Genomic DNA, 25,285 nt, shown 5'->3' on the forward strand with positions numbered 1-25,285 from the left:
ACTATTCCCTTGAAGAGATATAATAACTTGAGATTGATTAATTGTCATCAGTAAATTTACGGAAAAAAGCATCCCGTTATTCCTAAAGTTATACTGGGGAGAGTAACAGATAAATAAAATAGACAACCGAAGACATCCTAGAAGAATTACTTGCTGATGAATCCTAAACTCATTAAAACTTTCTAACTGTTGATTAGTTCCCATTCATAACGATGCGCTCTTTTGGTGCGGAAACACGCGATCGCTATTGTTATAATCTATAGCAATCTGTGTAGAAGTTGTAATTATTTATTGTGAAATATCTAAACTTTCTAATTTTCAAAAATCAAGTTAACTAAACTTTTTAAATCCGGCACTTCTAAATCCGGTTGAGCAGTGGCGGGTTTGGTTGCACCTCCTCCAGGTTTTCCTTGACGACGATTGACCCAAACCGTTGTTAAGCCTAAACTTTTGGCTGTAGCAATATCATGAAAAATACTCTGGGCAATGTGCAGTAATTGATGAGAAGAAAGCCCTGTTTTATTTAAAGCAAATTCAAAATTATGAGGAGACGGTTTATAGGATTGAGCTTGTTGGGCGGTAATAATGTGATCAAATTCTATTTGCAGATGTTTATTAGTTTGGGCAAATAAATCATCATCAATATTAGAAATAATAACCAATTTATACTTTTGTTTTAAGGCTTTAAGAGCTTCTACCGTATCCGAAAAAGGTTGCCAATCTTGAATTGAATTCGCTAAACTCTCTAATTCCGGGGGAGTCGGAGAAAACCCTAAACGTTCTCCGAACTTTTGTACCACTTCTCGGAGAATTTCTCGATAGGTTTTATAGTCTCCGCTTTGAGCTTCTGGTTCTAAGATGGCAAATAATTCCAGTAACTCTTGATTACTCATTTTAATCCCATGAGCCTTGACTAATTGTTGTAAAACGGGAGTAATCCCGCTTTCCCAATCAATTAAAGTCCCGTAACAGTCAAAGCTCAAGGCTGTAAATTGATTAAATTGAATCATGATAATTTTAGGGAAATTTTAAGGGGGAACCTGATATCGCCTTCTCAATTCTGGAGAATTGTTAAAATCTAGCGGATTAACCTTTACCAATGACTGATAACCCTTCAACAATAATCGAAGGAGTATAACAAGACCCATTCCAAGAGGCATCACCCCCTAATTCTACAACTTGTTTGAGGGCTGTATAAACATTCCCCGCCACCATTGTATTTTTCACCCGTCCGACAATTTCACCCTTTTCAATCCGATATCCTAAATCAACATTAATGGAAAAATCCCCACTCATTCCCGCACTTCCTCCTAACATTTGATCGACGATTAACCCCCGATCTAAACTTTGGATTAATTCATTTAAAGACCTTTTTCCGGGTTTTACTAACAAATTAAATAACCCTGGTGTCGGATAACTGCCTAAATGGGTACGAAATCCGTTTCCGGTTGTACCGCTTCCCAAGGTGCGACCTGTGGTTAAGTCGGTATAAAACAGTTGTAAAACCCCCTTTTCAATAAAGGTAATGGGACGGGTGGGAATTCCTTCGTCATCAAAGGGACAACTATAGGGGCCTGTGTCGGGTTCCTGAGATAAGGTTAAGAGGGGAGACATCACCGGGGTTGTTAAGCGATCGCTCCAAGGAGAAGCCCCTTCCAAGACCTGTTTGCCATTCAAGGCGGCGGAAATGGTTCCCCAAAGCATATCGGCGGCTTTAGCGGTGAATAACACCGGAATCCGGGACATAGGAGAAGGGACATTATTTTTAGCCCAATTTAACCGCATTAAAATTCGTTCAGCCAGGAGGGTGGGTTCCAGAAAATCCCGTTGGGTCTGGCCATCAGAAACCGCTAAAAAATCATCCCCCCGAACCCATTCCGTTTCCACATAACCACTGAGGGTGGTGTCGGTATGGCGACATTCCAGTCCCCGTGAGTTAATCAAGCGAATCGATTCCACTTCACAATCCCATTCCGCCATACATAAGACATCGGGATAGGAAGAGCGAATTAATTCAATCGCCTGTTTCCCCCAACTAACCAATTGTTCAACGGGTACAACTTCCCCAATATCAGGATAGTGGGATGGAGTCGTTGATTCGGTCAGTTCAATGGTTTCGGGTTCATTGAGGGTACTCAAGGAAATCGCCCGTTCAACTAATTTTTTCGGTTCCACTGGGCCATAAGCAACCGCTAAACCCGGACGGCCATCTCGCCAAAGTCGCAAGGTTGTCCCTTCCGATTGGCTACTTTCGAGTTGTTTCAGTCGATTGGCTTCAAAAAATATCGGCTTGGATAGGGATTGAGATTGGAACACTTCCGCAGCCTCAGCGCCCGATGCGGCAGCTAACTCTAATAGCTGTTCGGCGGATTGGTCGTAGGTCATGGATGGTAGTCATGGCATAGCGTCATCGTCCATCCTACCGTGATCGGTGATTCCTATTCCCTATTTCTATGGAGACGACTTACGGCGGTGGAGGACATTCTAAACGCTACCTTGACGGAGTAAATCGGTAATTTCCCGGTGACAATACTGGGTCAACTCTTCTACGGCTTTTCGGGCTTGTTTCCCTTGATATTGACGTTGTACTCGCGGGGTAATCCAATAGGGACGGCCAATTAAGATTTGGATTCTTCGATAGAGAATCATCGGATGCCAACCCGGTTGATCAAATAAGGGTTCAGTTGGATCAAATACACGCAGTAACCGCAAAGGAATTGCTGACGGTAAGGTTTGTTCTTCTAATGTTGCGATCGCCACAGGTAAAACCGCTAGGTCTGAGACCCCTGAACGTAACGCTAAATGAGCAAATCCCCGTTGAAAGGTTCCAACAACATTTGGTTGGGTTTGTTGTAACATTGGGGTTGCTCCTTCGGGAAAGATCCCCACCATTTGTCGTTGGTTTAACAGTTGGGTTGCTTGTTTGAAAAACTGTTGAGGTCGATGTTCAGGTTCATCAAAGGGGAAGGCTCCAAATGTCGTGACAAGTTCACGCAAAAGCGGTACTTGACCCATATAATGATGGGATGCAAAACGAAGGGTACGGCCGACACCTGCGGTTAAGACAATCGGATCAATAACGCTGCGATGGTTACTTACCACAATCGCAGGGCCTGTTTCAGGAATTCGATCTTCATAGGAAATGAACATCTGTATTCCCAATACGCTCACCAGCCACCGACAACTCAATCCCGTTTGATCAAAGAACATGAATCACCAACACACTGCTTGAATCGGGTTACATTGACGCTAAAAACTTAAGACTTGTTTGAGAATTTTGAGAAACTTTAAAGAAAATATTATAATCTATAAGTTTCGGTGTCATGTACTGTGAAATTTTTGTTCAGGTACTAGACAGAAACACCCTAAAAAGCGCGAATTTCTACACCTGTAGAGTGAGCGTGGACATCAATAAAAAGTGCTCTTAACATCACCGGAGAAATCCGTGAAGGAGAAATCCTCCAACCCAATTAAACGCCCTACTGAGGCGGGTCTAACAAGAACAATATCGGTAGCCTCCATTTGTTTAATATGAAATTGACACAGACCCATTTCAATACCTTTACCCTGACAACACCTCTCTATTATGTCAATGATGTTCCTCACATTGGTAGTGCTTACACCACAATGGCTGCCGATGCCATTGCTCGGTTCCAGCGACTTCAAGGAAAATCTGTCCTATTAATTACTGGAACCGATGAACATGGTCAAAAAATTCAACGTACCGCCGAGGAGTTAGGGCGTTCTCCCCAAGCTCACTGCGATCAAATTGCCGATGGTTTTGCTTCCTTGTGGCAACACTTGAATATTCAGTATGATCGCTTTAGTCGCACGACAGCACCTCGCCATGAAGCCATCGTCAATGAGTTTTTTCAACGGGTTTGGAATCAAGGAGATATCTATCTCAGCCAACAACAAGGCTGGTATTGTGTCGCCTGTGAAGAATACAAAGAAGAACGAGAATTAGAACAGAAAAAATACTGCCCCATCCATACCAATAAAGCCCTAGAATGGCGAGATGAGCAGAACTATTTTTTTCGGCTGTCTCAATACCAAAAACAGCTAGAAACTTTATATCAAGAGCATCCTGACTTTATTCAGCCAGAAAGTCGGCGCAACGAAGTCATCAATTTTGTTAAGCAAGGATTACAAGATTTTTCGATTTCTCGCGTTAATATTGACTGGGGATTTCCCGTTCCCTGTGATCCAAGCCATACCATTTATGTTTGGTTTGATGCGTTGTTAGGCTATATAACGGCGTTGCTTGACCCAGAGGATGAACCCACCTTAGAAAATGCTTTATCGAAACGGTGGCCGATTAATTTACACCTAATTGGTAAAGATATTTTAAGATTTCATGCCATTTACTGGCCCGCTATGTTGATGTCGGCTGGCTTATCTCTTCCCGGTCGTATCTTTGGACACGGTTTTTTGACCAAAGATGGGAAGAAGATGGGCAAAAGCTTGGGAAATACCCTTGATCCCGTTGCTTTAGTCAATCAATATGGTGCTGATGCGATTCGCTTTTATTTCTTGAAAGAGATAGAATTTGGACAGGATGGTGATTATAGTCAAACTCGGTTTATTCATACCGTTAATGCTAACTTAGCCAATGACTTAGGAAACTTACTCAACCGCACGCTGAAAATGGCGTTTAAATACTTTAACGGTTGTGTTCCTGATGTTAACGGTGAGGATATCCCCAAGGATGATGCCCTGAAATCCCTCGGTCTGACCTTGGCAGATACTGTCACTCAAGCCTATGATGCTCTGGCGTTTAGCGAAGTTTGTACGGCTATTTTCACCTTAGTTCAAGCCGGAAATAAATACATTGATGACAAAGCTCCTTGGAGTTTGTACAAGCAAGGAAAACAGGAAGCGGTTTCCCAAGTCTTGTACTCCGTTTTAGAATCCGTTCGACTGGCAGCTTATCTTTTGTCCCCCATCATTCCCAATATTAGCACTCGGATTTATCAACAATTGGGATACACCCTCGATTTCAATGATCAGACTATACTAGCGACAGCACTGTCCTTTGACATCCATGCTGTTTGGGGCGCGTTACCTGCTAATCAACCCTTGCAGGAAGCGCAACCTGTCTTTAGACGCTTGGAAGATGCAGAGGGAGCATCATCCTAATTCAAAACCGTTTAAGTGATAGTCTAGTTTAACATAAAACATCCTTTTCAATTGGTTTACTTTACCCATACTCCGATCATTTTTTTCATAAAAAAAGAGGTATAAGAATGTTGAATAATATCAATCATGGAGAACTTTTTACTCCTGAACAAGTTCTTGAAAACAGGGGCCGAGTTGCCATTTTTATCGATGGTTCTAATCTATTTTATGCCGCTTTACAATTGGGAATCGAAATAGATTACACCAAATTATTATGTCGTTTAACGGCTGGTTCTCGGTTGTTACGCTCCTTTTTCTATACAGGAGTAGATCGCACCAATGAGAAGCAACAAGGCTTTTTATTATGGATGCGACGCAATGGTTATCGTGTCATTGCTAAAGATTTAGTTCAACTTCCTGATGGCTCCAAAAAAGCTAATTTAGATGTAGAAATAGCCGTTGATATGATGGCTTTAGTGGGTTCTTATGATACCGCCGTTTTGGTGAGTGGAGATGGAGATTTAGCGTATGCGGTGGACTCCGTAAGTTATCGTGGGGTGCGGGTGGAAGTCGTGAGTTTGCGATCAATGACCAGTGACAGTTTAATTAATGTCGCGGATCGCTATATTGATTTAGAAATGATCAAAGAAGATATCCAAAAAACACCCCGCAGTCCCAACTACACCTACCGTCCCCTATCAGGAATTAGTTTAATAGATGGGCAAATTATAGAAGATTCTTAGAAGAATCACAGGAGTAAAAACTTACCTAGTTCCTAGTTTTTACTCCTCAATTTCTAAACTTTTGAACTCCTAAATTGTTATAACACTCGCAGCAATTGTTAGGACATAGATTGGTTCACTTTCTATCTATTCCCTGTTCCCTGTTCCCTGTTCCCTGTTATAAAATTAGATGCGGTTGTTACTCCTTTGGGTGATAATTTTAGTCGGAATTTCTGCCTGCGCCCCAAAAAACGTCGAACCAACTTCAACGGACGCTAAATCGAAGACTTCTAAAGAATTTGAACGGACATTAACCTTAGATGATGTTACGTTAGAACAAGCTGATGAACAAGGAAAATTACTCTGGAACATTAAAGCCAAACAAGTTAGTTATAGTAAAGACCAGAAAATGGCAACCGTGAAAAATCCGGTTGGAGAACTATATGATCAAGGGAAACTTCTATATAAAATTAAGGCAGATCAAGGAGAATTTGAACAGAATAGCAAACGAATTTTTCTACGCAATAATATTGTAGCAACTGATCCCAATACAGGCTTAGTTTTGAAGGGAAAAGAGTTAGAATGGATTGTCCAACAAAATATTATTGCGGTGCGGAATGGCGTTACAGGAGATCATGCTCAACTTCAAGCCATTGCTAAAGAAGTTCAGGTTTTTTATCGTCAAAAACGGGTAGAATTTTGGGATAAAGCCACGGTTAGTTCTAAAAATCCTGTTGTCAAGTTACAAAGTGATCATATTGTTTGGTTATGGGAACAACAACTATTAACCAGTAATTTAAAAACCCAAATTGAACGATATCAAAATCAAACCATTACAGACCGAGGGGTTGCAGAAACCGCCGAAATGAATTTAAAAACCCAAATTGCTACCCTCAGAAAAAATGCCCAAATTGCTTTATCTCAACCTCCGTTACAAATTTCCAGTAATGAATTACAATGGAATTATCAGAAACGTACCATTAGTTCCCCTCAATTTATTACCATTATTGAACGAGAACAACAAGTTACTGTGACCGCTAATCAAGGTTGGGGAGATTTAAAAGATAATATCTTTTATTTAACCGGAAATGTTGTTGGTATTGGCGCAAAACGTCAAGCACAACTCAATTCTAATTTACTGACTTGGTATGTTCCTCAACAGTCTTTTTCCGCCGAAGGAAATGTGGTCTATCGTCAAATTGATCCCCCGTTTAATTTAATGGGGGAAAAAGCCGTTGGTAAATTTGAGAATGATACCGTTGTTGTCAGTGGCGGGAATACAGGAACCCCTGTCGTTACGGAAATTGTACCGGAATAGCTAAATAGTTCTCATTGTCATTTGTTTATAAAATATGGCGATAGATATGTAACGGTAATTTTGTCCGTTTTTTAAAATCTAGAAAAGACTTATAACCCCCACGCTGTTGACGTTCTAAAACAATGATTTTAGCAGCATTGATGTTTAGTCCTAATTCAACTAATTCATCAATTGACAACACATTTAACCGTCGCCAGGAATGATGGATTTCTTTATTAATATCAAAACTGAATAAAATTAACGGTGCGATTCGTTGTAGCGTTGATTGAGGAATGCCAATTAATTCTGAAAGTTCTTCTAAACTCGTAAAATTGTAACCTTCCCGTTTCATTTCTTCTATTTGATTGGCATAAACAATCGGTAAATCTAATCCATGTACTAAATCATGTTTGGAGCAATTATTAATATCAATTTTATCTCGATGTTTAGCAATTAATTGGATGAGATGAGATTCGTTTGAACTCGATAAAGGATTATGAAAAGTTTTAGCTAAAAATTCTTTTCTCAGAGCGATCGCTGTTATAATTTGACCGATCCAAACTATGCCAGCAAAGGACGTATTTGATAAAATAAAAGCCGCAGCGACAAACCCTAACCCTGTATAAATCCAAGATTGAGTTTTGGTTTTATTTCCCGCATAGACAATGGCTAACCCACCTAATACAGGAAATAAAGACCAGTATAACCACTGCGGAACTTTCTGAAACCATCGAGATAGATTGGACACGTTTAATGTCACTCCTGTTGCTATTTACAGTTCATTTAATAATTTCCGGCGTTTTTCTTCATATTCTTCGGCGGTAATGGCATCTTGATCATACAGTTTTTTCAGTTGAGAGAGTGCTACAGTAATATCCTGTGCAGAACGACTTCCATCTAAAACTGAGTAAGGAATACCTGGATTAAATTTAGCATTGAACGCTTGATCCGACATTAACAATAAACCTAGAAAATCAAAAAAGGCTAGAAATCCGGGAATAAAAGTCCAAGAAAACAATAAATAAAGAATTCCGCCTAAATTTTCCCCTAAATAAAACTTATGAACTCCAAATATCCCTAAAAAGAAAGCCAGTAACGCGGCTACGATTTTATTTTTCATTGAGTGATCTCCTGAAGGTCAAGGGTTAAAATTGTTAATGAGATTAAAATGAGTCGCAACTAAAGATCTTTATTCAGGTTCTGGCTTTTGGAAAGCCGACCCATGAGAAAATATAACAAAATGATAGCAGTTTGTAGTTCAAGGATTGTCAAATAGCCCTTAACAAAAAAGTTAACATCCCAAGTAGAATTGCAATAAAAAATTAGAATACCTAGCACAGTGTAGGGAAGAAAACGAAATCGACTCCAGAAGGGTCTGGGTTGATCGGTCTTAGCAGGAGTCATGTTAAATTTTCCATCCTCATGAGTCAGAACTCAAACCTTAATAAGATTCGTCAATACTCTATATAAGTTTAACACATCAAACTTGAACGATTCCTGATGATTGAGCCTGCAATTTTTCCTCAGTCTAACAATATATAGACCAGTCCTGTCTGGGGTATTAGGACATAGACTGATGCTAAAACCGCGCACAGAAAACTCTTTTCCAGCCTATTCCCTGTTCTCTGTTTCCTGTTCCCTATTCCCTGCTATACCTTTTTTTGTAAAAACTCGTATCCTGTGCTACACCATCTCTCAAAAGATTTGCTATCTTCATAGTAGGCATCTCCCTAGAGGAGAATGGACAATTTGTCAAACAGTTGTTACAGTTATTAATAATACTAGAGAACTGATAGGAGTCAACCATGAATCAACCCGCAGAACTATCTCTTGAGCAACAATTTAGCCTGACTTCCTTTAAGCTGCAAGTCGGTCAAATGAGCCGAGAACAGGCGCAGGAATTTTTAATCAATCTCTATGAACACATGATGGTGCGGGAAAATATGTATCAGCATTTTCTCAAACACCATTGGGGTCTGGAGCCTAATTTTGTACAAGAATAAAACCAGAAGGTGTCGCAGTCGGCGACCTCTATCTCTCACTTTTTTTCAAGGCGTGGGAACAAGTTAGGGGTAATGGGGCGTCAACCTGCTTCTTCAAGGTCAAGCTCTTGACTCAAGTTAGGTTAACTCACCCGTGAATGAGGTTGAAATGGGAAACTAATCCTAAACGATGATTTATGATTTCCGTTCTAAAGTTGCTTCCATAACACTAATTAAATTCAGAGTATGTCCTGCCATGATTCCACTAGAATAATAATAATGGTTGAGATCAACTTGTCTGAGGGTTTCAAACCCATTGCGACGTTGGCGGTCATCTCCTAACACTCGATAACGTTGCACAATCGATTCAGGGCCAACTAAACCTTCCCCTTCAATTTTGCCCAATTGACTGTGCTGTAAAACAAACGTATATTCTCTTTCGTTACTGTCTAATCTTCCCCGATACTGTAAAACAATATCTTCTCGATCTTGGCTGGGAAATACTAATTTTGTCACCATACTGAACCAGTCGCTTTGAGGCCAAGCAACAACTGTTTTTCCGCGAACGGCTATCGGCATTTCATTGCGATCAAGCCAATTTCCTTCTAATAACCATTGACCAGATTCCATTAAAAATGTGTGAGCCACAGTCCCACCCTTATTCTTCGCAGCTAGACTGAAAATTTTTAACCGATAGAAAACACAGAACTTCTAGTTTGCGAGATTATATGTTATCTATTGAAGTTCTTTACTTTCATGGTATCACGTTGGGAGTAAAGACAGTATGAATTTCTCCCAGTAACACCTCAGAAACTGCCCCTGTTACTGAAGGTAAATTTCCAGGGATTCCTAACCAGCGCCAATAGGCTAAAACGGCAAACGTGATCGCTTCTTTAAAATCAGCATTTAAGCCTAGTTCAGAAGTGGAAAAAACAGGAATCGGATTAAACAAAGTCTGTAACCGATATTTCAAATAGCGGTTATGGCTTCCCCCCCCACACAATAAAATTTCATCGGGTAACTGGGGCAAAAATTGACAATAACTGTGATAAATTGAAGCAGCGGTTAATTCAGTTAATGTCGCTAAAACATCGGCTGCACTTAACTTATAGGGTTCTAGTTCCGTTAAACAGCGTTGCCAATAGTCCCAACCAAATAATTCTCGTCCCGTCGATTTTGGGGGCGGTTGTTGAAAAAAATCTTGCTGTAACCATTGTTCTACCAAAGGCAGACAAGGCGTTCCCGTCGCTGCCCAGGCTCCATCTTTGTCATAACTTTGAGTGCCTTGGGAAAAATATTGTACCGCTAAATCCAGTAACGTATTTCCCGGCCCGGTATCCCAACCTAAGATCGGGGTAGAGTTCAGTTTCGGTAAATAAGTAACATTGCCAATTCCCCCGATATTTTGAATACAGCGATGATATTGGGGATGACGCAGCAGATAAGCATCCAGAATGGGAACCAGAGGTGCTCCATGACCTCCGGCGGCAATATCCCCCACCCTAAAGTTACTCACCGTTGTGATCCCTGTTAAATGGGCAATGAGTTCCCCCCGTCCCAGTTGCAGACTGTAACCGAGTTGGGTGCTTTGGGGAGGACGATGAAACACCGTTTGTCCGTGGGAACCAATGAGATCGGCTGGTTGAGAAGACTGTTGTAAGGTCATGACAGCCTGAGCAAAGGTTCGGGCGATCGCATCATCCAATTGAGCTAATTCTGCCAGGGAGAGGGGGGTTCCACTGCACACCTGCAAAATTTGCGATCGCAACTCCGAAGGATAGGGATAAGTTGCTCCTGTCACGAATTCCACCGTCAGATCCCGTTGGCAACCCGTAATCTCAACTAGAGCGACATCAATCCCATCAACGGAGGTTCCACTGATCAAACCCATTACACGCATTATCAATTACCGGGGATTAACTCTCTACCGATCCAACCGCGACCACAATAACGGTAATATTGTCCCGCCCTTCCCGGTCTTTTGCTTCTTTGACTAAAGCCTTCGCTGCGGCTTCACAAGCTCGAATGGATTTGAGGTTAGCCGTGATGATTGTATCTGAAAGTTCTTCCGTCAACCCATCACTACACAACAACAAACGATCTCCCGGTTGTACATCCATCTGATCAATACTAATTTCCGAAAGATCTTCGCGTCCCAAACATTGAGACAGAACATGACGCCAAGGATGAGAACGAGCCTCATCAGCAGTTAAGGCATTACGTTTCACCGCTTGAGCCACCCAAGTTTGATCTTCTGTAATTTGTTGTAACTGATGTCCGCGCAAACGATATAAACGAGAATCTCCGACATTGGCAAACCAAGGGTTCTCCTGATCTTCTCGGAATAAGGCGACAACCGCCGTTGTTCCCATGTCGGAGCGTTCAGGATGTTTTTGTTGATCCTTTAAAATAGCGTTGTTGGCGGCGACAAACGCATTTTTGAGGAGAATTGGGGATTGATCAGAACTCTCCCAATGCTCAAGGATGTATTCTTTAATGGTTTGGGAGGCAATCAAACTCGCCTCCTGACCTCCGGCGTGTCCGCCCATGCCATCAGCAACAATGAAAAAACGGCCATCAGGATCAATATAGTAAGCATCTTGGTTGACGTTCCGAACATTGCCTGTATCCGTCATCCCAGCGAAATAACGTTTCATACACAAATATTGGTTGATATCTAAAACTCCCAAGCGGGTTTTATCCTAAAATTTTCCAATATCTGCTGATCAGGATGCGTTTAAAGAGGGCTAGGATCAATCAAAATCTCGGAGTCTAAACGGAATCGTTGATTTACATCATCCGATCCAAACGATCAATCCGTCGCAACAACCTTAAGAAAGCAATTCCTAGACCAACAGCTAAGAATAATACAACGAGAGCTAATCCCACCTTATCACTAATCAATAACAGTGTAGCTGATAGAGTGAAGGCACTGATCAGTACCGCGTAATTTGTCCCCATTTGGACATTACTCACCCGTCTTAATACCCGGTCGGTTTCCGCAAGACGAACCCGCATTCGGATATCTCCTTGTTCGAGTTTTTCCAAGGTATCTTCAATGCGTCCGGGTAAGCCTAACGCAGAAGAACTCACTTGAACCGCTTGGCGGCTGAGTTCATTAAAAATACTATTCGCGGTATTGGGAAGATTTCCATTAGACATAAGCTGCATGGCAAACGGCTGTGCCACCTCCATAAAGTTAAATTCCGGGTCGAGTCCTTTTCCGACGCCTTCTAAGGTCGAGAAAGCCCGCATTACAAAGGTAAAGGTTGCGGGAAATCGAAAGGGTTGGTCATAAGCAATTTCATAAAGATCATCACTAATGGAAGCAATAGATTGATTTTCAAAGGGTTGATCCATAAAGTGATCTAACATATATTGAATCGACCGACGCACCGGCCCCATATCCCCTGTGGGTGCGAGTGCTCCGACCGCAATCAAAGATTTCATCACCCGATCCCCATCTTTTTGAGTAATCCCAAATAGGGTTTCCATGAGTTTTTCTCGCAGATTGGACGTAATTTGTCCCATCATGCCAAAATCATAAAAAATCAGTTCGCCACCGGGACTGACCGCAATATTTCCGGGGTGGGGATCGGCATGGAAAAAGCCATGATTTAGGAGTTGTTGTAAATAAGCTTTAGCTCCCATTTGGGCAAGTTCTTTGCGATCAAGTCCTGATGCTTCCAAGGCTTCATAATTGCTAATTTTAATCCCTGGAATATATTCTAAGGTCAGAACTCTAGGGGAGGTATATTGCCAAGAAACTCGGGGTACTTTTACCCAATCACAATCGCGGAAATTACGGCGGAACGTATCGGCATTGCGACCTTCATTCAGGTAGTCAATTTCTAACCATAAAATCCGGCAACATTCATCATAAATACCGACCCAATCTCGACCTTTTCCCCAACGGGGATGATTTTGGAAGTACCGAGCAATGCCTCGCAGAATCGCTAAATCAATTTCAAATAGTTTTTTCAGTCCGGGGCGCTGAACTTTAACAACAACGTCTGCACCGGAATGCAGTTGGGCTTTATGAACTTGACCCAAACTCGCTGCTGCTAAGGGAATCGGATCAAAATTTTGGAATAAATCTTGAACGGTTTTACCCAGATCTTCTAGGATAATTTCTTCGGCTTGTTCATAGCTGAAGGCGGGAACTTTATCTTGGAGTTTTGAGAGTTCTTCTACATATTCGATGGGAAATAAATCGGCACGGGTGGAAAAGAGTTGTCCAACTTTAATAAATGTTGGCCCTAAATCTAAAAAGGTTTCCCTCACCCATATCGCTTGTGCTCGACGACGAGCATTTTTTTTCTCTTCGGTAAAACCGCCCCGGTAACTCCATTTTTTAGCATCGATCCACAACCAAGTTAACCACGTCAATACAAACGTCCAAATATCAATAAAACGTCGTTGACGAGAATAATTTTTGCGGTTCCAACGATAAGCTTTTCCTCCATAATTCTGACGGAGGGGAGTTACAGAAGGCGGATTAATCCGTTGTTCCGCATCGGAACCCCGAATTGAGTGATTAACAGACACGACCGTTTCCAAAATGAAGTTGACCCAATAAGTGCGTGTTTTTACTACAACAGAGTTTACACGGTACGATTGCGATAGCGTTGGAGTTCAGATCGTAATTCCGCCACTTCCGCCCGTAGTTCGTCAATGGTGGCTTGCAAATCTACAGGTTCACCGTTGGAGGATGGGGAGTTAAAGGGGGAGGAACTATCACTGACAACAGTTCCGGCTTCTTGGGAGGCGCGTTCCATCACCTGTTGGGTAAATTGTCGCAGATTTTCTTTCTGCTCGGCGTCAAATTTCCCCAGTTCACTCAGGAAGTTTGCCAGACCATTTCCCAGTTGTTCGTACAGTCCTTCAGCTAAGGCGCGGCCGACAAAAAACGAATTCACGGCGGGTTTACTCATAAAACTTATAGTTTTGCTAACTATTAGGGGTCGAGGGGGGCTTTACAACCCCCAACTCCCATTCAGAACCGTGCTTGCGACTTTCATCGCACACGGCTCCTAGTCTAATTGTCTGTTATCATCAGAACATCCGGTTTCTTTTGGGTTGTACGACCCATCGGTTGCCGTTTTAGTATCGTGACAATGGCGATGTAATAATTGCAGATTTTTATATTCATCTTTACCGCCTAGTGACGTGGGGATGATATGGTCGATCTCTGCAATATCTTCTGGGGTAAAATATTGTCCACAGAAATTGCATTTGCCTTTTTGCTTTTTGAGCAAAATTGCTACTCGTTTTGGGACATCATAAGATGTTCCTTTTCTTGTACTCCAATACATCCAGTTTCCGTCATACGGTGATGCTTCAGGTCTTACAGTTACATGACGAGTAATAGGTGTTTCTGCATGGGTAAGTAATCTGTAACCTTTTTGGGTTTCAAAATTCCATGTTCTATTACCGTTCTTTTTGAAATAATGTTTCAGATTTTTGTAACCTGCTTTACCACATCGGCTAACTGTCCATGCTCTTAATCTCAGCCATGTATTATGGTCTAAAAAGGAAAATGTTTCTTTGGAAACAGCTTTGGAATGGTAGTTACACCATCCTCTTATGACTGGATTTAGGCGTTTGATTAATGCGTATTGAGGTGCAGTTTTGTGGGTTTTAATCACTTCTTTCACTTTATCCGCGTGAGCTTTAATTGCCTTTTTACTAGGTTTAATTAGGGTTTTAAATCCTAATTGTTTGGTGTTTCCTCCTGTTGTACCACAATGGTGTTTACCAACTGGATATTGTCGGAAATTCCAACCTAGAAAATCGAATCCTGGTTGTACCTTTTCGTCTTTTACTTCGATTTCTCTCAGTGTGTGACAGATTCGGGTTTTAGTTGGTTTCAGTTCTAACCCGATGGGTTTTAACCATTCTTCGATAGCAATTTGGCACTGTTGTATGATTTCTAATTGTGGACTTATCACCACGAAATCATCGGCATATCTGATGACTTGAGCTTGAACGCGGTTATTCTTTTTAGGGAATTTGTGTTTAATTAACTCAATCATTCCATCCAGTGCGATGTTAGCAAGTAAAGGACTGATGACCCCCCCTTGCGGAGTGCCCGCCTCTGTTGCTTCAAATATGCCGTTATCCATCACTCCAGCTTTCAACCATTGTCTGATTTGGGCTTTTATTGTTGATGGACAATCAATTTTGGACAGTAGGTAATCATGATTAATCTGGTCAAAACACTTTGAGATGTCAGCATCTAGGATGTAATATTCACCTTTGCTGATGCTTTGGAAGATTCGTGACATCGCGTCATGGGCAGAGCGTCCGGGTCTAAACCCGTAACTTTCACCCTCGAATCTGGCTTCCCATTGAGGTTCTAATGCCAATTTAACCAAGGCTTGCCTGACTCTATCTTGTAGAGTTGGGATTCCTAAAGGACGTTTTTCTCCGTTAGGTTTGGGTATCCATTTTCTTCGGAGTGGTTTCGCCTTTTGGTATTTACTCAGGTTTTGAGCAAGTTCTAGTCGTTGCTTGGGTGTGATGGATTTAATGCCATCAACCCCGGCTGTTTTCTTGCCCTGATTATCTTGAGTAACCCTTCTGATTGCTAAGAGTTTGGCGTAATATGACTTAACTAGAAGTTTTTGGAGCTTTCGAGCTTTCGCATTTTGTCCCGATAATGATGCTTGGTAAATTCTCTTTTGCAGCTTAAATACTACCCGTTGGACTTTCGCCCAATTGATAGAATTCCATGCTTCCGTAGTCTTGGTTATACTCGTTTTCACCGTTTTTACTGCTAATTGAAACCTTACCTAACAACTAAACCGGAATCTATCAGCGTATCCTAAATATTACATCTAGGCTTTAGCTTCTGACTCCATCTCTGGCCCTCATAACATACGCTTTAGATTTGTAGCTACCTAACAGTATTCGACCACTGTAGGAGTATATGAGGGGTTTTAACGTTCCTTGAAAATGGGTTTATTGCCTTTAGAATCATCCTATCTGCCGGGGTACTTTTGGGAGTCTAAGTAAGTGTTATACGGAATTAACCTTACCTTTTATAGAGGGTTTGTTGAGCCCCCTACCTTTTCCCCTTGTTCTTTTGAACGCAGCGTAATCAAGTCAATTTCGCTACTTAATTTTTACGACAGTTCAAGCCGGATGTTTACTTTCGTTATTCTTGGGCAATTGGCTAGAGAAATTCTTAGATTTTGACTTAAATCCGTTTTCCCGTTACTCCCAGCTTCAGTGTTTTGATAATCAGTCTGACACTGTGGGAATTGCCGAATCTCTTTGGAATAGGCTACCGTACTTTATTATTCGGAAAGCCGCACCATTGACTCCGAGATTGACCTTCCTTTAAGGTCACATTTTCAAAGTTAAGATAGATTTAATTGGATTTACTATTGATTTAGCATCAATTACCAATTGTCTGAACCTATCTCCCTGCTTACGTTTCGGTGTTTAAACCTAAACTTTGGCAGGAACGTCTCGCACTCCGTAACAAATTATAACCCGCCTTTCTCATCTTCGGCTTCTATCCAGGCAGAAATACTTCTGTAGAAACTTTGTATGTAGTGGAGGTTTGGAGTCTGATTCCCCTGATGGCCCTCTAGGTTGTCCTTGTCTTTGTTCCCCAAGAGTTGATCCTCACCCAAAGCCCCGGAAAGGTTATGATTAACAAACTGATCCCTGATTCGGTGTTAACCCAGTAAGAAATTGTTAGCGTTAATTTGAGTCGAATTAACTCCTAATAATTGAGCCAATACTTGTTGAGTTGAAGCTAATTTAATTAAAGTATTGGTATTATCTTGACCTAAGGTTAACTGTTCAAAGCTTAATCCTCCGGTTAAGACGATCAAATCTTCTCCAGGGATAAAGTCAGTCATCACATCATTACCTGAACTAGCGGCCATATAGAACTGGTCTGCACCGACACCTCCGGTCAAGGTATCATCCCCATTATCTCCCGATAACAGGTCATTATCCGCACCACCGGACAGGTTATCATTGTCTTGACCTCCATACAGATTATCATTCCCTTCATTGCCTTCTAGGTTGTCATTGCCTTTGTTCCCAAAAATTTGATCCTGACCCAAACCCCCGGAGAGGTTATCATTGTCTTGACCGCCATAGAGGAGATCTTGATCATCACCTCCATTGAGTTGATCATCATTTTGATTGCCAAATAAGGTATCATTACCTTGCTCCCCATTAATCCCATCATTACCGCTATTTCCAAAGACTAAATCATCCCCAATTCCGACGCTAATCGGATCATTTCCAGCCGTTCCATAAATTGTATCGTTTGTATTTGGGGTTGGAGTTGGGGTTGGGGTAATATTTGAAGATAGGGTCGCTTTATAAATTTCCCAATCGTTACCATCCGAACCTTGCCAGATGATATTATTGCCAGAAATATCATAGTTCTTATCCTCAGAATTATTATTCGTTAACTGGAGGATACTACTGCCATCGTAAGCGTAAATTTCATAATCATTTCCATCAAAAGTCTCCCAAACAATATTATTGCCTGATATTTTAGGATACTCATCAGCCTCAGTATTATTGGTTAATTGAACGGTATTAATCCCATTATAAAGATAAATTTCATAATCAGTCCCATCCCAACCATTCCAAACGACATTATTTCCTGATATTTGGGGAGAATCATCACCCTCAGTATTATTGGTTAATTGAGTGGTATTAATTCCATTGTAAAGATAAACTTCATAATCATTTCCATCCCAACCAAACCAAACGACATTATTTCCTGATATTTCGGGTTCTAGTTCTTCATAGTCATTATTAGTCAGTTGAGTGGTATTAACCCCATTGTAAAGATAAATTTCATAATCAGTCCCATCCCAACCAGACCAAATGACATTATTACCTGATATTCTGGGATCACGTACTTCTTTATATATATTGAGTTCCTCAGAGTCATTCTTAGGCAGTTGAATGACATTAGCCCCATTGTAAAGATAAATTTCATTGCCGCTTGGCCAGACGACATTATTACCAGATATTTGAGGATTGCCGTTATAATTTGTGTTATACGAATTATCACTCAATTCAATTGTGGTGCTGCCATTATATAAGTAAATACTTGAAACTCCAGATAATCCCCCGGAGTACCAGACGATATTATTACCTGAAATTTCTGCATTTTCATTGCTAAAATAACTATTAGTCAAGGGAATACTATTAGCACCATCATGATAATAGATTTGATAGGCAGACCCATCCCACTGATGCCAAGCAACCTGATTGTCTGAAAGACTAGGACGCTCATCATCAGCGTTATTATTAGTCAATTGAAGCGTTGTAAAACTAGACATCTTCTTACTCCTTCATTCATTGTTAGCACTGGTTGATTTTGGGTACGACAGGCAAACAATAAAAACCAAATTGATATCATCCACAGGATGATCTCGTAGGACAAATTTATTGGGCAAGTTGTCCCCTATGATTAACAGGAGAAAACAGTAAAAGAGATCAGATGTGGAGATAGGATTACCTGTTATTAGTTAATAATAACATTAAAGTAATAACACAAGTTGCTAGTTACAAATCTTATGATTTTGAACCCTCCTAAGCTAATAACAAGCAACTTATATTCCATCTTTAAATGTTTGCTACACATCCGTATTGTGTAGAGACGCGCCATGGCGCGTCTCTACCGATGGCGCGTCTCTACCGATGGCGCGTCTCTACCGATGGCGCGTCTCTACCGATGGCGCGTCTCTACCGATGCAACGTCTCTACCGATGCAACGTCTCTAGGGGTTTAGGGAGCATAAGTAGCACCGATTTCAGGATTTCATATTAGATTAATAAAGAATCAGGAATTAATCAGAATTTTGGAGATTTTGAGATCACCATAGTCCAACCCACTTAGTCGGGATTAATTCCTAATGCTCTGAGTTGTTCGGCTAAACGTTCGGCCCGTTGACGTTCGGTTTCAGCCCGTTGACGTTCGGTTTCCGCTAAGGTTTGAGCTTGGAGTGCAGCTTCTTCTGGAGTGGGAATTAATTCACCTTCTGGACTAAAATAACGCAATTGATTGTTATAAATTCCCAAATATAACCCTAATACATGACTCCATAATAACCCTGATTCATTCATTAAAATCGGTTGATATTCTTCACCGCTTAAGCGAAATCCTGCTAACTCTAAATCTTCTGGAGAAAACCAGAAATATTCTGGGGTTCTAAACCGATTTTGATATAGGTTTTTCTTTTCTTGTCGATCAACTTTAGCGGTAGAATCTGACAGTAATTCGATAATAATATCAGGATATTTCCCATCTTCTTGCCAAACGACCCAAGACCGACGAGGACGTTTAACCGTATTTTTAGCTACAAAAAAATCCAGCCCTCTGAATTCTCGATTTTTGAGTTGTTGTTGACTATAATAGATGGTTAAATTAGCTCCAATAAAATAATCTTCTCGATCTCGCCAGAGCCAATCTAAACCAGCGACTAACAAGGCTAATTGTAAATAATGTAAAGAACTTTCCATCTCCGGTTCATCACTTTCTAGTTGACTGGTATCTGGCATTAAATCTGCGATTTGTTGAGCGGTTAGTGCCATTGGGTTTATCTCCATTATTGAAAGAGGTAACAGGGAATTACGAATTACGAATTACGAATTACGAATTACGAATTACGAATTACGAATTACGAATTACGAATTACGAATGGGCAATCTTGCTATAGGGTTAATACTTTTGACTATTTTATATCAAGTTTAAATGATTATATTATATAACTAATGCTCAAACCCTGGGGGTGTGTTCTTCTTTTTTTTTCTGTTCCCGATTTCCTGGGAAGCACTGAGCTTGTCGAAGTGTTCCCGATTCCCTCCTATCATTACATTTTTTTCCAGAAATTCAATAATTTTATCCGATACATCAATTCCAGTAATCATCTCAATGCCTTCAAGTCCGGGGGATGAATTAACTTCTAAAACCAAAGGGCCTTTATCAGATCGAATCATATCGACTCCTGCTACTTTTAATCCCATCACTTTTGCTGATTTAATAGCCATATTGCGTTCTTCGGTCGTTAATTTAACATTTTCTGCTTTCCCACCTCGATGCAAATTAGCCCGAAATTCTCCAGGGTTACTCAAGCGTTTCATGGCTGCAATCACTTTATCTCCAATCACAAAACAGCGCAAATCAGAACCCTCTGCCTCATGAATAAATTCCTGAACTAAAATATCAATATTTAATCCTTGGAACGCTTCAATAATTGATTTAGCAGATTGATAAGTATCCGCTAAAATTACTCCCATTCCTTGAGTTCCTTCTAACAATTTAATAATTAAAGGTGCTCCTCCAACCAGGTTAATTAAACTATCAATATCTTTTAAAGACGTTGCAAATCCGGTTTTCGGTAATTTAACTCCTTCCTGGGCTAATGCTTGCAACGCATTCAATTTATCACGGGAACGAGTAATACCTTGGGATTGATTTAAGGTAAACATTCCCATTAGTTCAAATTGACGGACAATTACGGTTCCATAAAAGGTTTTTGATGCCCCAATTCGAGGAATAACTGCATCAAATTTTCCTAAAGGTTTTCCTTCGTAAATAATTGCAGGATTTTTAGAATTAAGCGAAATATGACATCTTAAATAATCAATAATCTGTATCTCATGACCCCGTTGTTCCCCAGCTTGTCTAAGTCTTCTAGTCGAATACAGGGAACTATCTTGGGATAAGATCGCAATTTTCATAACAAAAAATTAGTCTTGGCTGCTGCGTTTTTTATGTTATTGAGAATCACTTAAAAAGGATTGATGACAAGCAATTAAAAACCGTCCTTTAAGGGCTTGCCTTCCTAATAACATCCGAAATCCCATAGCATCTCGATTTGTTAAAGTTAATTCCATTAACCATCGTTTTCCCATCAGTTCAATATCCGTTAAAATCACAGGGCGTAATTCCGTCTGTCCGCCCGAATTACGGACGGGACGGTATTCCAGTAAGTCCACTTCAGCACTCACCGTATTGATGGTATCCCGTTGGATGGGATGTACCTTAAACCGAACCCGTCGTTTACCCGGAGAAGGTTCGCCAGGGGTCTCTACAATCTGAATATCAAAAGCGTGCAAACTCGATGAACGTGCACCTGTATCAATTTTGGCTTTAATTTTTCCAATCCCCAAATCTGGCAACGCCACCCATTCCCGCCATCCAATTATTAGTAATTTGGTTTTAGTCATCGTTAGCTGTTGACTGTTGAACACTCCTTTTTTCTGATTAACTTTCCCATTCCCTGATTTCCTATCCCCCTATGATTTACTTTCGCTTTTGCGGTTTTGTTTTCACGCTAATGGGGCCATTAACAATCGCTTGACAAGCTAATCGATAGGTATCCGGTTTTTTCCTAAGAATGCGTTCTTCTGCGTCTGTGCGCGGAGAAACATTGTCCATCCCTTCTACAATTTCCACAATACAAGTGCCACACTGACCATAACCCCCACAGTTCATCATTTTGCCAGTGAAGGTATATAAGTCTATGCGGTTTTCTAGGGCTTTAAGTCTTAAGTTAGCCCCATCGGCTGCGATCACGTCCTGATTTTCATTCACGAATTTGATATTAGCCATTTCAATTGCAATGTCCTAGCTTAATGAACATAACCTCTCTCTAAATTATTACAGAATGTTAACAAATGGGTTGTCAGTTATCCGTTAACCGTTAACGAATAACTAAAGCGGATAATCTGACAGAATATTACCCGGAAGGTTGCTGACGGCTCGTTGTAAGGAGGACAGAGCACGGTTATAGCCAATAATGGCGTTGAGGAGTCGGTTTTGAGCGCGGGTTAAGTCCGTTTCCTGGTTAATCACTTCTAACTGAGTTCCCACCCCAGCTTGAAAGCGTAAACGAGCTAAACGTAAAGCTTCCGTTGCTTCTTCCACCCCTAAACTAGCGGTTTGAATATTATCAAAGTTGGCTTGTAGGTCATAGTAAGCTCGTTCCACATCTAAACGAATTTGATTGAGTAATTGATCAAAACGTTCGTCAGCGATGCCAATATCTAACTCCCTCTGTCTAGCCTGAGCTTTGGCTGCACCCCCATCAAAGAAATTCCAAGAAAACTGAACTTGAGCTTCATAACCGTCGGCCCAACCTTGGTTAGCGGTATAACTCGGATCATCATTAATAAATCCCAAAACGTTATAACTCGCGGCTAGGGTAACATTAGGCCGGGTAGCAGCTAAGGCGGCTCGTCGTAACTGTTGAGCGCGATCGCGTTCCGCTAACTGTTCTTCTAATTCAGCCCGATTATTGTAGGCTTGAACAATGGTATCTTCTAGGGTTAAATCCCAAGCTCCCGCCAAAGCAATCGGATCAGCGGCTAATAAATTTGAATTTTCATCAATATTCAAAATCGCTGCTAATTCTCGCCGACTTTGCAGTTGATTTCGCCGTGAATTGGTCAGATCCTGTTGGGCATTTGCCAGGGTAACACGAGCTTGCAACACTTCAAAACGGGTTCCCACACCCGCCCGTTCCAAGGCTTCTGCATCCTCTAAACTCTTCTGGGAGTTCCGTACCGCAGCCGCTTGAATTTCAACAGCAGCATCGGCTTCTTGTAGATTGTAATAGGCACGAGCCACATCAAATCGAACTTCTTCTATGGCCGTTTCTAACCTTAACTCAAAAATGCGTAACTGTTCTTCTGAAGCCCGAATTCTGGAACCTCTCAATCCATTTATCCCTAAGTCATACTGCAATTGCAGGGAATTATCAAAGGAATAGGTTCCATAAAAAGTCTGAAACGGCAATTGATCAGCCTGTTCAGGATTATTAAAACGCTGAACTCGGATAGCGCGGTTCCTAGCTCGAACTTGTAAGTCTTGCAGTGCAGAAACAGTCCGACCAAAACTGGAACGAAAGATCAAACTTGGATATAAATCGGCTTGATTTTCCCTCAAAGCTGCCAAGTTTTGTTCGACTTGTAGTTGGGCAATGCTGACATTTTCATTATTGCGAATTGCTAAATCAATCGCTTGTTGTAACGTCACCGGAACGGTTTCCTCAATATTAACTTGATCGGGTAAGGTAGGCCTATACAAGGGATTGGGACTCGGAAACAGAATGGCCGGGGGATTGGTTTGTAACGTTCCGTTGGGCGTCGGTGGCGGAAAGGGTGTTGTCGGGGGGGTAAGGTCAGGAACTGTCAAGGCAGGGGTACTGACTTGAGCCAGTTGAGTGGGTTGAGATTGTCTTTCTCTATCACTTGAAGGTAATAAAGGAGAAGTCAGGGTTGCAGCCTGGGTAGAGGGATTGGGTAATGCGGTTTCCACCTGTAACGGCAGGTTACTTTCTGCTGATAAGGAATTATTTCTTAAGGGATGGGGTAAGTTAAAATTAGGGGTTTGACTAGGGGTTTGGGTCTGTACACTGTCTCCTGATCCGGTTGTGTTGGACGTCAAGGTTGTACTCGGTTGCGTCACAGAAGGTTGTTCTGAAGTTGCATGAGCAACAGTCGATACCGTCGAGGGTGAAACAGGCTGTTGAGGGGTTTTTGTAGGATTTTGTTTAAAAACTGGGGCGGGTGATTCGGATCCCCCAGAGGATTTCGGTGTCGCGAAATTCTCGATCAAGCGATGGCTTGAAGCAGCTACAGGTTGAGATTTTGTCGGATTTTGCTTAAATGTTGAGGTTAGGATTTCTAAAGGTAAAGACCCCTGATCAGCAACCCTTGATTCCATAGATGGGGAAACGCTTGTTCGGTGGTGGTTTTGATAGGGAAGTTCAGATGTAGAGACAGAAATCTGTTGTCCCTTTTGAGGGTTTTTGTCTAAATTGAGATCTAACGGTACAGCATCAGAAGTCTTCTCCGGGGAATCAGTCGCCTTTGGAGATAAGGACTCAAGGTTGGCTTCTGGTTCTATAGGAGCCGTAGGATAAGAGTCTTGAGGATTTTGTTTAAACTCTTGGGATTGAGTTGTGTTTGAGTTGGACGAATTATCTTGAGATTCAATGGGGGAAGGAACAGCCGTTCCTGGCCCCACATTGATTAATGTAATTGCTCCACTCACTCCCACAGCCATCAAATTACGAAGAACGGACATAAGGCTTCTTTTCTGTCTACAAGTCCAGAAACAATTTTAGAGCAAGCGAGCAATATTCCTAAGTTTTTTGGGACTAGCTGGTTTATGAGAACCTTTAGGCACGACTAGATCTTGATTTCCTTAGCAGGCAATTTCTTTTGCTTCTAAGTCTAACAGGCGCAAGAGATTCAGATCGCCCCGTTCAGCCGCCGCTTGACGTCGCCGCTCTAATAAACGGCATAGATGATCGGAGTGAACTTTGGCTAAGTTTTCGTCGAGAGCTTTCTCAAACGTCACTAACCGCAGTGTTGTACCTTGTCGTGCTTCTACAGGCTTAATTTCGGTGGGGGTTAAAGGGGTAACTTCCTTGAAGGGATGTTCTGGTTCTGTTTTGCTGTAGGAAACACCCCGATATTTTAGGGGCTGAGGGGTTTGAGGCACAGGAATATGGCGAGGATAGCTAAACTGTACACCTTGACCCCGATATTTACCTGTTAGTTCGCTTTCCACCACATCAACCGGGGGAAAAGAGGCATCATACTGATTGCCACGATAGGTGAGTTTCATATCTGTTTCTCCTGACCTTAGTTTTAAAGAGGGATGAGATCTCAAAGACAAATTTTAAACGATTTTTTTATTTCTGTATTCATTGTTACACTTTTTCAGGTCAGATGAGCAAACTTAACAAAAATTTATGAAAGTTTCAGGATAAATTAGGAGGGCGGAGGAGCAGGGGAAGTCAACGGTTAATATTCCTAGCCAATGGTGACTTGAGAGGTATCGACGCTAAGGGCTCCGGGTTGGAATTGGGCAATATTGACGGCTTTTTCCAGAAAACCTGGGCTGGGAACTTTTCCTTTGAGAATAACGGTTCCCCCTTTTTGAGCGACCCACAAGGAACCAATATCATCGAGTTCAGGATCTTCGTCAAAGGCTAAGACAACCCGTTTCGCCAGACCGCTTTCGTCATATTCTCCCGCAATTCCAATACGTTCTGGAGGAAGGGAAGTATTGGCTGCGGCTTGTTGTACCGTATCGTTAGACGGTTTACTGGGAACTTCACCGGTAAGGGTGCCAAAAATACGTTCAAACCATCCCATAAAATT

23 protein-coding genes are annotated in these 25,285 nt (G+C 41.5%); 4 read left to right on the top strand and 19 right to left on the bottom strand.

What is annotated here, in order from left to right; translation table 11 throughout:
- Positions 1-311: 311 nt before the first annotated feature.
- The 3 genes from PL9214_RS09435 to PL9214_RS09445 all read right to left on the bottom strand — a co-directional run bounded on the left by PL9214_RS09435 (position 312) and on the right by PL9214_RS09445 (position 3,150).
- The gene (locus PL9214_RS09435) at positions 312-1,010 is read right to left on the bottom strand and encodes a haloacid dehalogenase type II (RefSeq protein ID WP_072718483.1); all 699 of its coding nucleotides are present in this window, start codon (positions 1,008-1,010) and stop codon (positions 312-314) included.
- Positions 1,011-1,086: 76 nt separating this feature from the next.
- Positions 1,087-2,385: a TldD/PmbA family protein gene (locus PL9214_RS09440; protein WP_072718484.1), complete on the bottom strand. Its 1,299-nt coding sequence runs from the start codon at positions 2,383-2,385 to the stop codon at positions 1,087-1,089.
- Between the two features lie 99 nt (positions 2,386-2,484).
- Complete coding sequence (locus PL9214_RS09445) at positions 2,485-3,150, bottom strand: lysophospholipid acyltransferase family protein (protein ID WP_222425216.1); 666 nt, start codon at positions 3,148-3,150, stop codon at positions 2,485-2,487.
- 381 nt (positions 3,151-3,531) lie between these two features.
- On the opposite strand from PL9214_RS09445, the gene metG reads away from it, so the two are divergent.
- The 3 genes from metG (at position 3,532) to lptC (ending at position 7,158) form a co-directional block, all read left to right on the top strand.
- Positions 3,532-5,139 (top strand): methionine--tRNA ligase, encoded by a 1,608-nt coding sequence (metG, locus tag PL9214_RS09450; RefSeq protein ID WP_072718486.1) that lies wholly within the window; start codon positions 3,532-3,534, stop codon positions 5,137-5,139.
- Positions 5,140-5,246: 107 nt separating this feature from the next.
- Positions 5,247-5,861, top strand: coding sequence for a LabA-like NYN domain-containing protein (locus PL9214_RS09455; protein WP_072718487.1), 615 nt, complete (start codon positions 5,247-5,249; stop codon positions 5,859-5,861).
- A 169-nt stretch (positions 5,862-6,030) separates the two neighbouring features.
- Positions 6,031-7,158, top strand: a complete 1,128-nt coding sequence (lptC, locus tag PL9214_RS09460; RefSeq protein ID WP_072718488.1) for an LPS export ABC transporter periplasmic protein LptC — start codon at positions 6,031-6,033, stop codon at positions 7,156-7,158.
- 25 nt (positions 7,159-7,183) lie between these two features.
- Here lptC and PL9214_RS09465 read toward each other — a convergent pair whose 3' ends face one another.
- On the bottom strand, positions 7,184-7,885 hold the full coding sequence (locus PL9214_RS09465; RefSeq protein WP_072718489.1) for a helix-hairpin-helix domain-containing protein: 702 nt from the start codon (positions 7,883-7,885) through the stop codon (positions 7,184-7,186).
- Positions 7,886-7,909: 24 nt separating this feature from the next.
- A complete protein-coding gene (locus PL9214_RS09470; protein ID WP_072718490.1) occupies positions 7,910-8,257 on the bottom strand; it encodes an NINE protein in 348 nt (115 codons plus the stop codon).
- Between the two features lie 685 nt (positions 8,258-8,942).
- On the opposite strand from PL9214_RS09470, the gene PL9214_RS09480 reads away from it, so the two are divergent.
- Positions 8,943-9,140, top strand: a complete 198-nt coding sequence (locus PL9214_RS09480) for an NblA/ycf18 family protein (RefSeq protein ID WP_072718492.1) — start codon at positions 8,943-8,945, stop codon at positions 9,138-9,140.
- A 174-nt stretch (positions 9,141-9,314) separates the two neighbouring features.
- Here PL9214_RS09480 and PL9214_RS09485 read toward each other — a convergent pair whose 3' ends face one another.
- The 14 genes from PL9214_RS09485 to PL9214_RS09550 form a co-directional block, all read right to left on the bottom strand.
- Positions 9,315-9,767, bottom strand: a complete 453-nt coding sequence (locus PL9214_RS09485; protein WP_186440320.1) for a hypothetical protein — start codon at positions 9,765-9,767, stop codon at positions 9,315-9,317.
- A gap of 106 nt (positions 9,768-9,873) precedes the next feature.
- Complete coding sequence (locus tag PL9214_RS09490) at positions 9,874-11,022, bottom strand: anhydro-N-acetylmuramic acid kinase (protein WP_222425225.1); 1,149 nt, start codon at positions 11,020-11,022, stop codon at positions 9,874-9,876.
- Between the two features lie 13 nt (positions 11,023-11,035).
- The gene (locus PL9214_RS09495; protein WP_072718495.1) at positions 11,036-11,776 is read right to left on the bottom strand and encodes a PP2C family protein-serine/threonine phosphatase; all 741 of its coding nucleotides are present in this window, start codon (positions 11,774-11,776) and stop codon (positions 11,036-11,038) included.
- A gap of 133 nt (positions 11,777-11,909) precedes the next feature.
- A complete protein-coding gene (locus PL9214_RS09500) occupies positions 11,910-13,622 on the bottom strand; it encodes an ABC1 kinase family protein (RefSeq protein ID WP_245824224.1) in 1,713 nt (570 codons plus the stop codon).
- Positions 13,623-13,723: 101 nt separating this feature from the next.
- Positions 13,724-14,053 carry a DUF6825 family protein gene (locus tag PL9214_RS09505; protein WP_072718496.1) on the bottom strand — a complete coding sequence of 110 codons (330 nt, stop codon included), beginning with the start codon at positions 14,051-14,053 and terminating at the stop codon, positions 13,724-13,726.
- Positions 14,054-14,152: 99 nt separating this feature from the next.
- Positions 14,153-15,886 (bottom strand): group II intron reverse transcriptase/maturase, encoded by a 1,734-nt coding sequence (gene ltrA, locus PL9214_RS09510; protein WP_072718497.1) that lies wholly within the window; start codon positions 15,884-15,886, stop codon positions 14,153-14,155.
- A 921-nt stretch (positions 15,887-16,807) separates the two neighbouring features.
- The gene (locus tag PL9214_RS30050) at positions 16,808-18,445 is read right to left on the bottom strand and encodes a hypothetical protein (RefSeq protein ID WP_083579937.1); all 1,638 of its coding nucleotides are present in this window, start codon (positions 18,443-18,445) and stop codon (positions 16,808-16,810) included.
- 555 nt (positions 18,446-19,000) lie between these two features.
- Positions 19,001-19,699: a Uma2 family endonuclease gene (locus PL9214_RS09520; RefSeq protein ID WP_072718498.1), complete on the bottom strand. Its 699-nt coding sequence runs from the start codon at positions 19,697-19,699 to the stop codon at positions 19,001-19,003.
- A 177-nt stretch (positions 19,700-19,876) separates the two neighbouring features.
- Positions 19,877-20,848 carry a 30S ribosomal protein S6--L-glutamate ligase gene (rimK, locus tag PL9214_RS09525; RefSeq protein WP_083579938.1) on the bottom strand — a complete coding sequence of 324 codons (972 nt, stop codon included), beginning with the start codon at positions 20,846-20,848 and terminating at the stop codon, positions 19,877-19,879.
- A gap of 36 nt (positions 20,849-20,884) precedes the next feature.
- The gene (locus tag PL9214_RS09530) at positions 20,885-21,337 is read right to left on the bottom strand and encodes an ATP-dependent zinc protease family protein (protein ID WP_072718499.1); all 453 of its coding nucleotides are present in this window, start codon (positions 21,335-21,337) and stop codon (positions 20,885-20,887) included.
- Between the two features lie 76 nt (positions 21,338-21,413).
- Positions 21,414-21,722 carry a 2Fe-2S iron-sulfur cluster-binding protein gene (locus PL9214_RS09535; RefSeq protein WP_072718500.1) on the bottom strand — a complete coding sequence of 103 codons (309 nt, stop codon included), beginning with the start codon at positions 21,720-21,722 and terminating at the stop codon, positions 21,414-21,416.
- Positions 21,723-21,824: 102 nt separating this feature from the next.
- Positions 21,825-24,200, bottom strand: coding sequence for a TolC family protein (locus tag PL9214_RS09540; protein WP_139295005.1), 2,376 nt, complete (start codon positions 24,198-24,200; stop codon positions 21,825-21,827).
- Between the two features lie 120 nt (positions 24,201-24,320).
- Positions 24,321-24,746, bottom strand: a complete 426-nt coding sequence (locus tag PL9214_RS09545) for a DUF4278 domain-containing protein (protein ID WP_072718501.1) — start codon at positions 24,744-24,746, stop codon at positions 24,321-24,323.
- A gap of 188 nt (positions 24,747-24,934) precedes the next feature.
- Positions 24,935-25,279, bottom strand: a complete 345-nt coding sequence (locus tag PL9214_RS09550; protein WP_072718502.1) for a BON domain-containing protein — start codon at positions 25,277-25,279, stop codon at positions 24,935-24,937.
- Between the last annotated feature and the right edge of the window lie 6 nt (positions 25,280-25,285).

The organism is Planktothrix tepida PCC 9214 (genome assembly GCF_900009145.1).
In the GTDB taxonomy this organism is placed as follows: Bacteria; Cyanobacteriota; Cyanobacteriia; order Cyanobacteriales; family Microcoleaceae; genus Planktothrix; species Planktothrix tepida.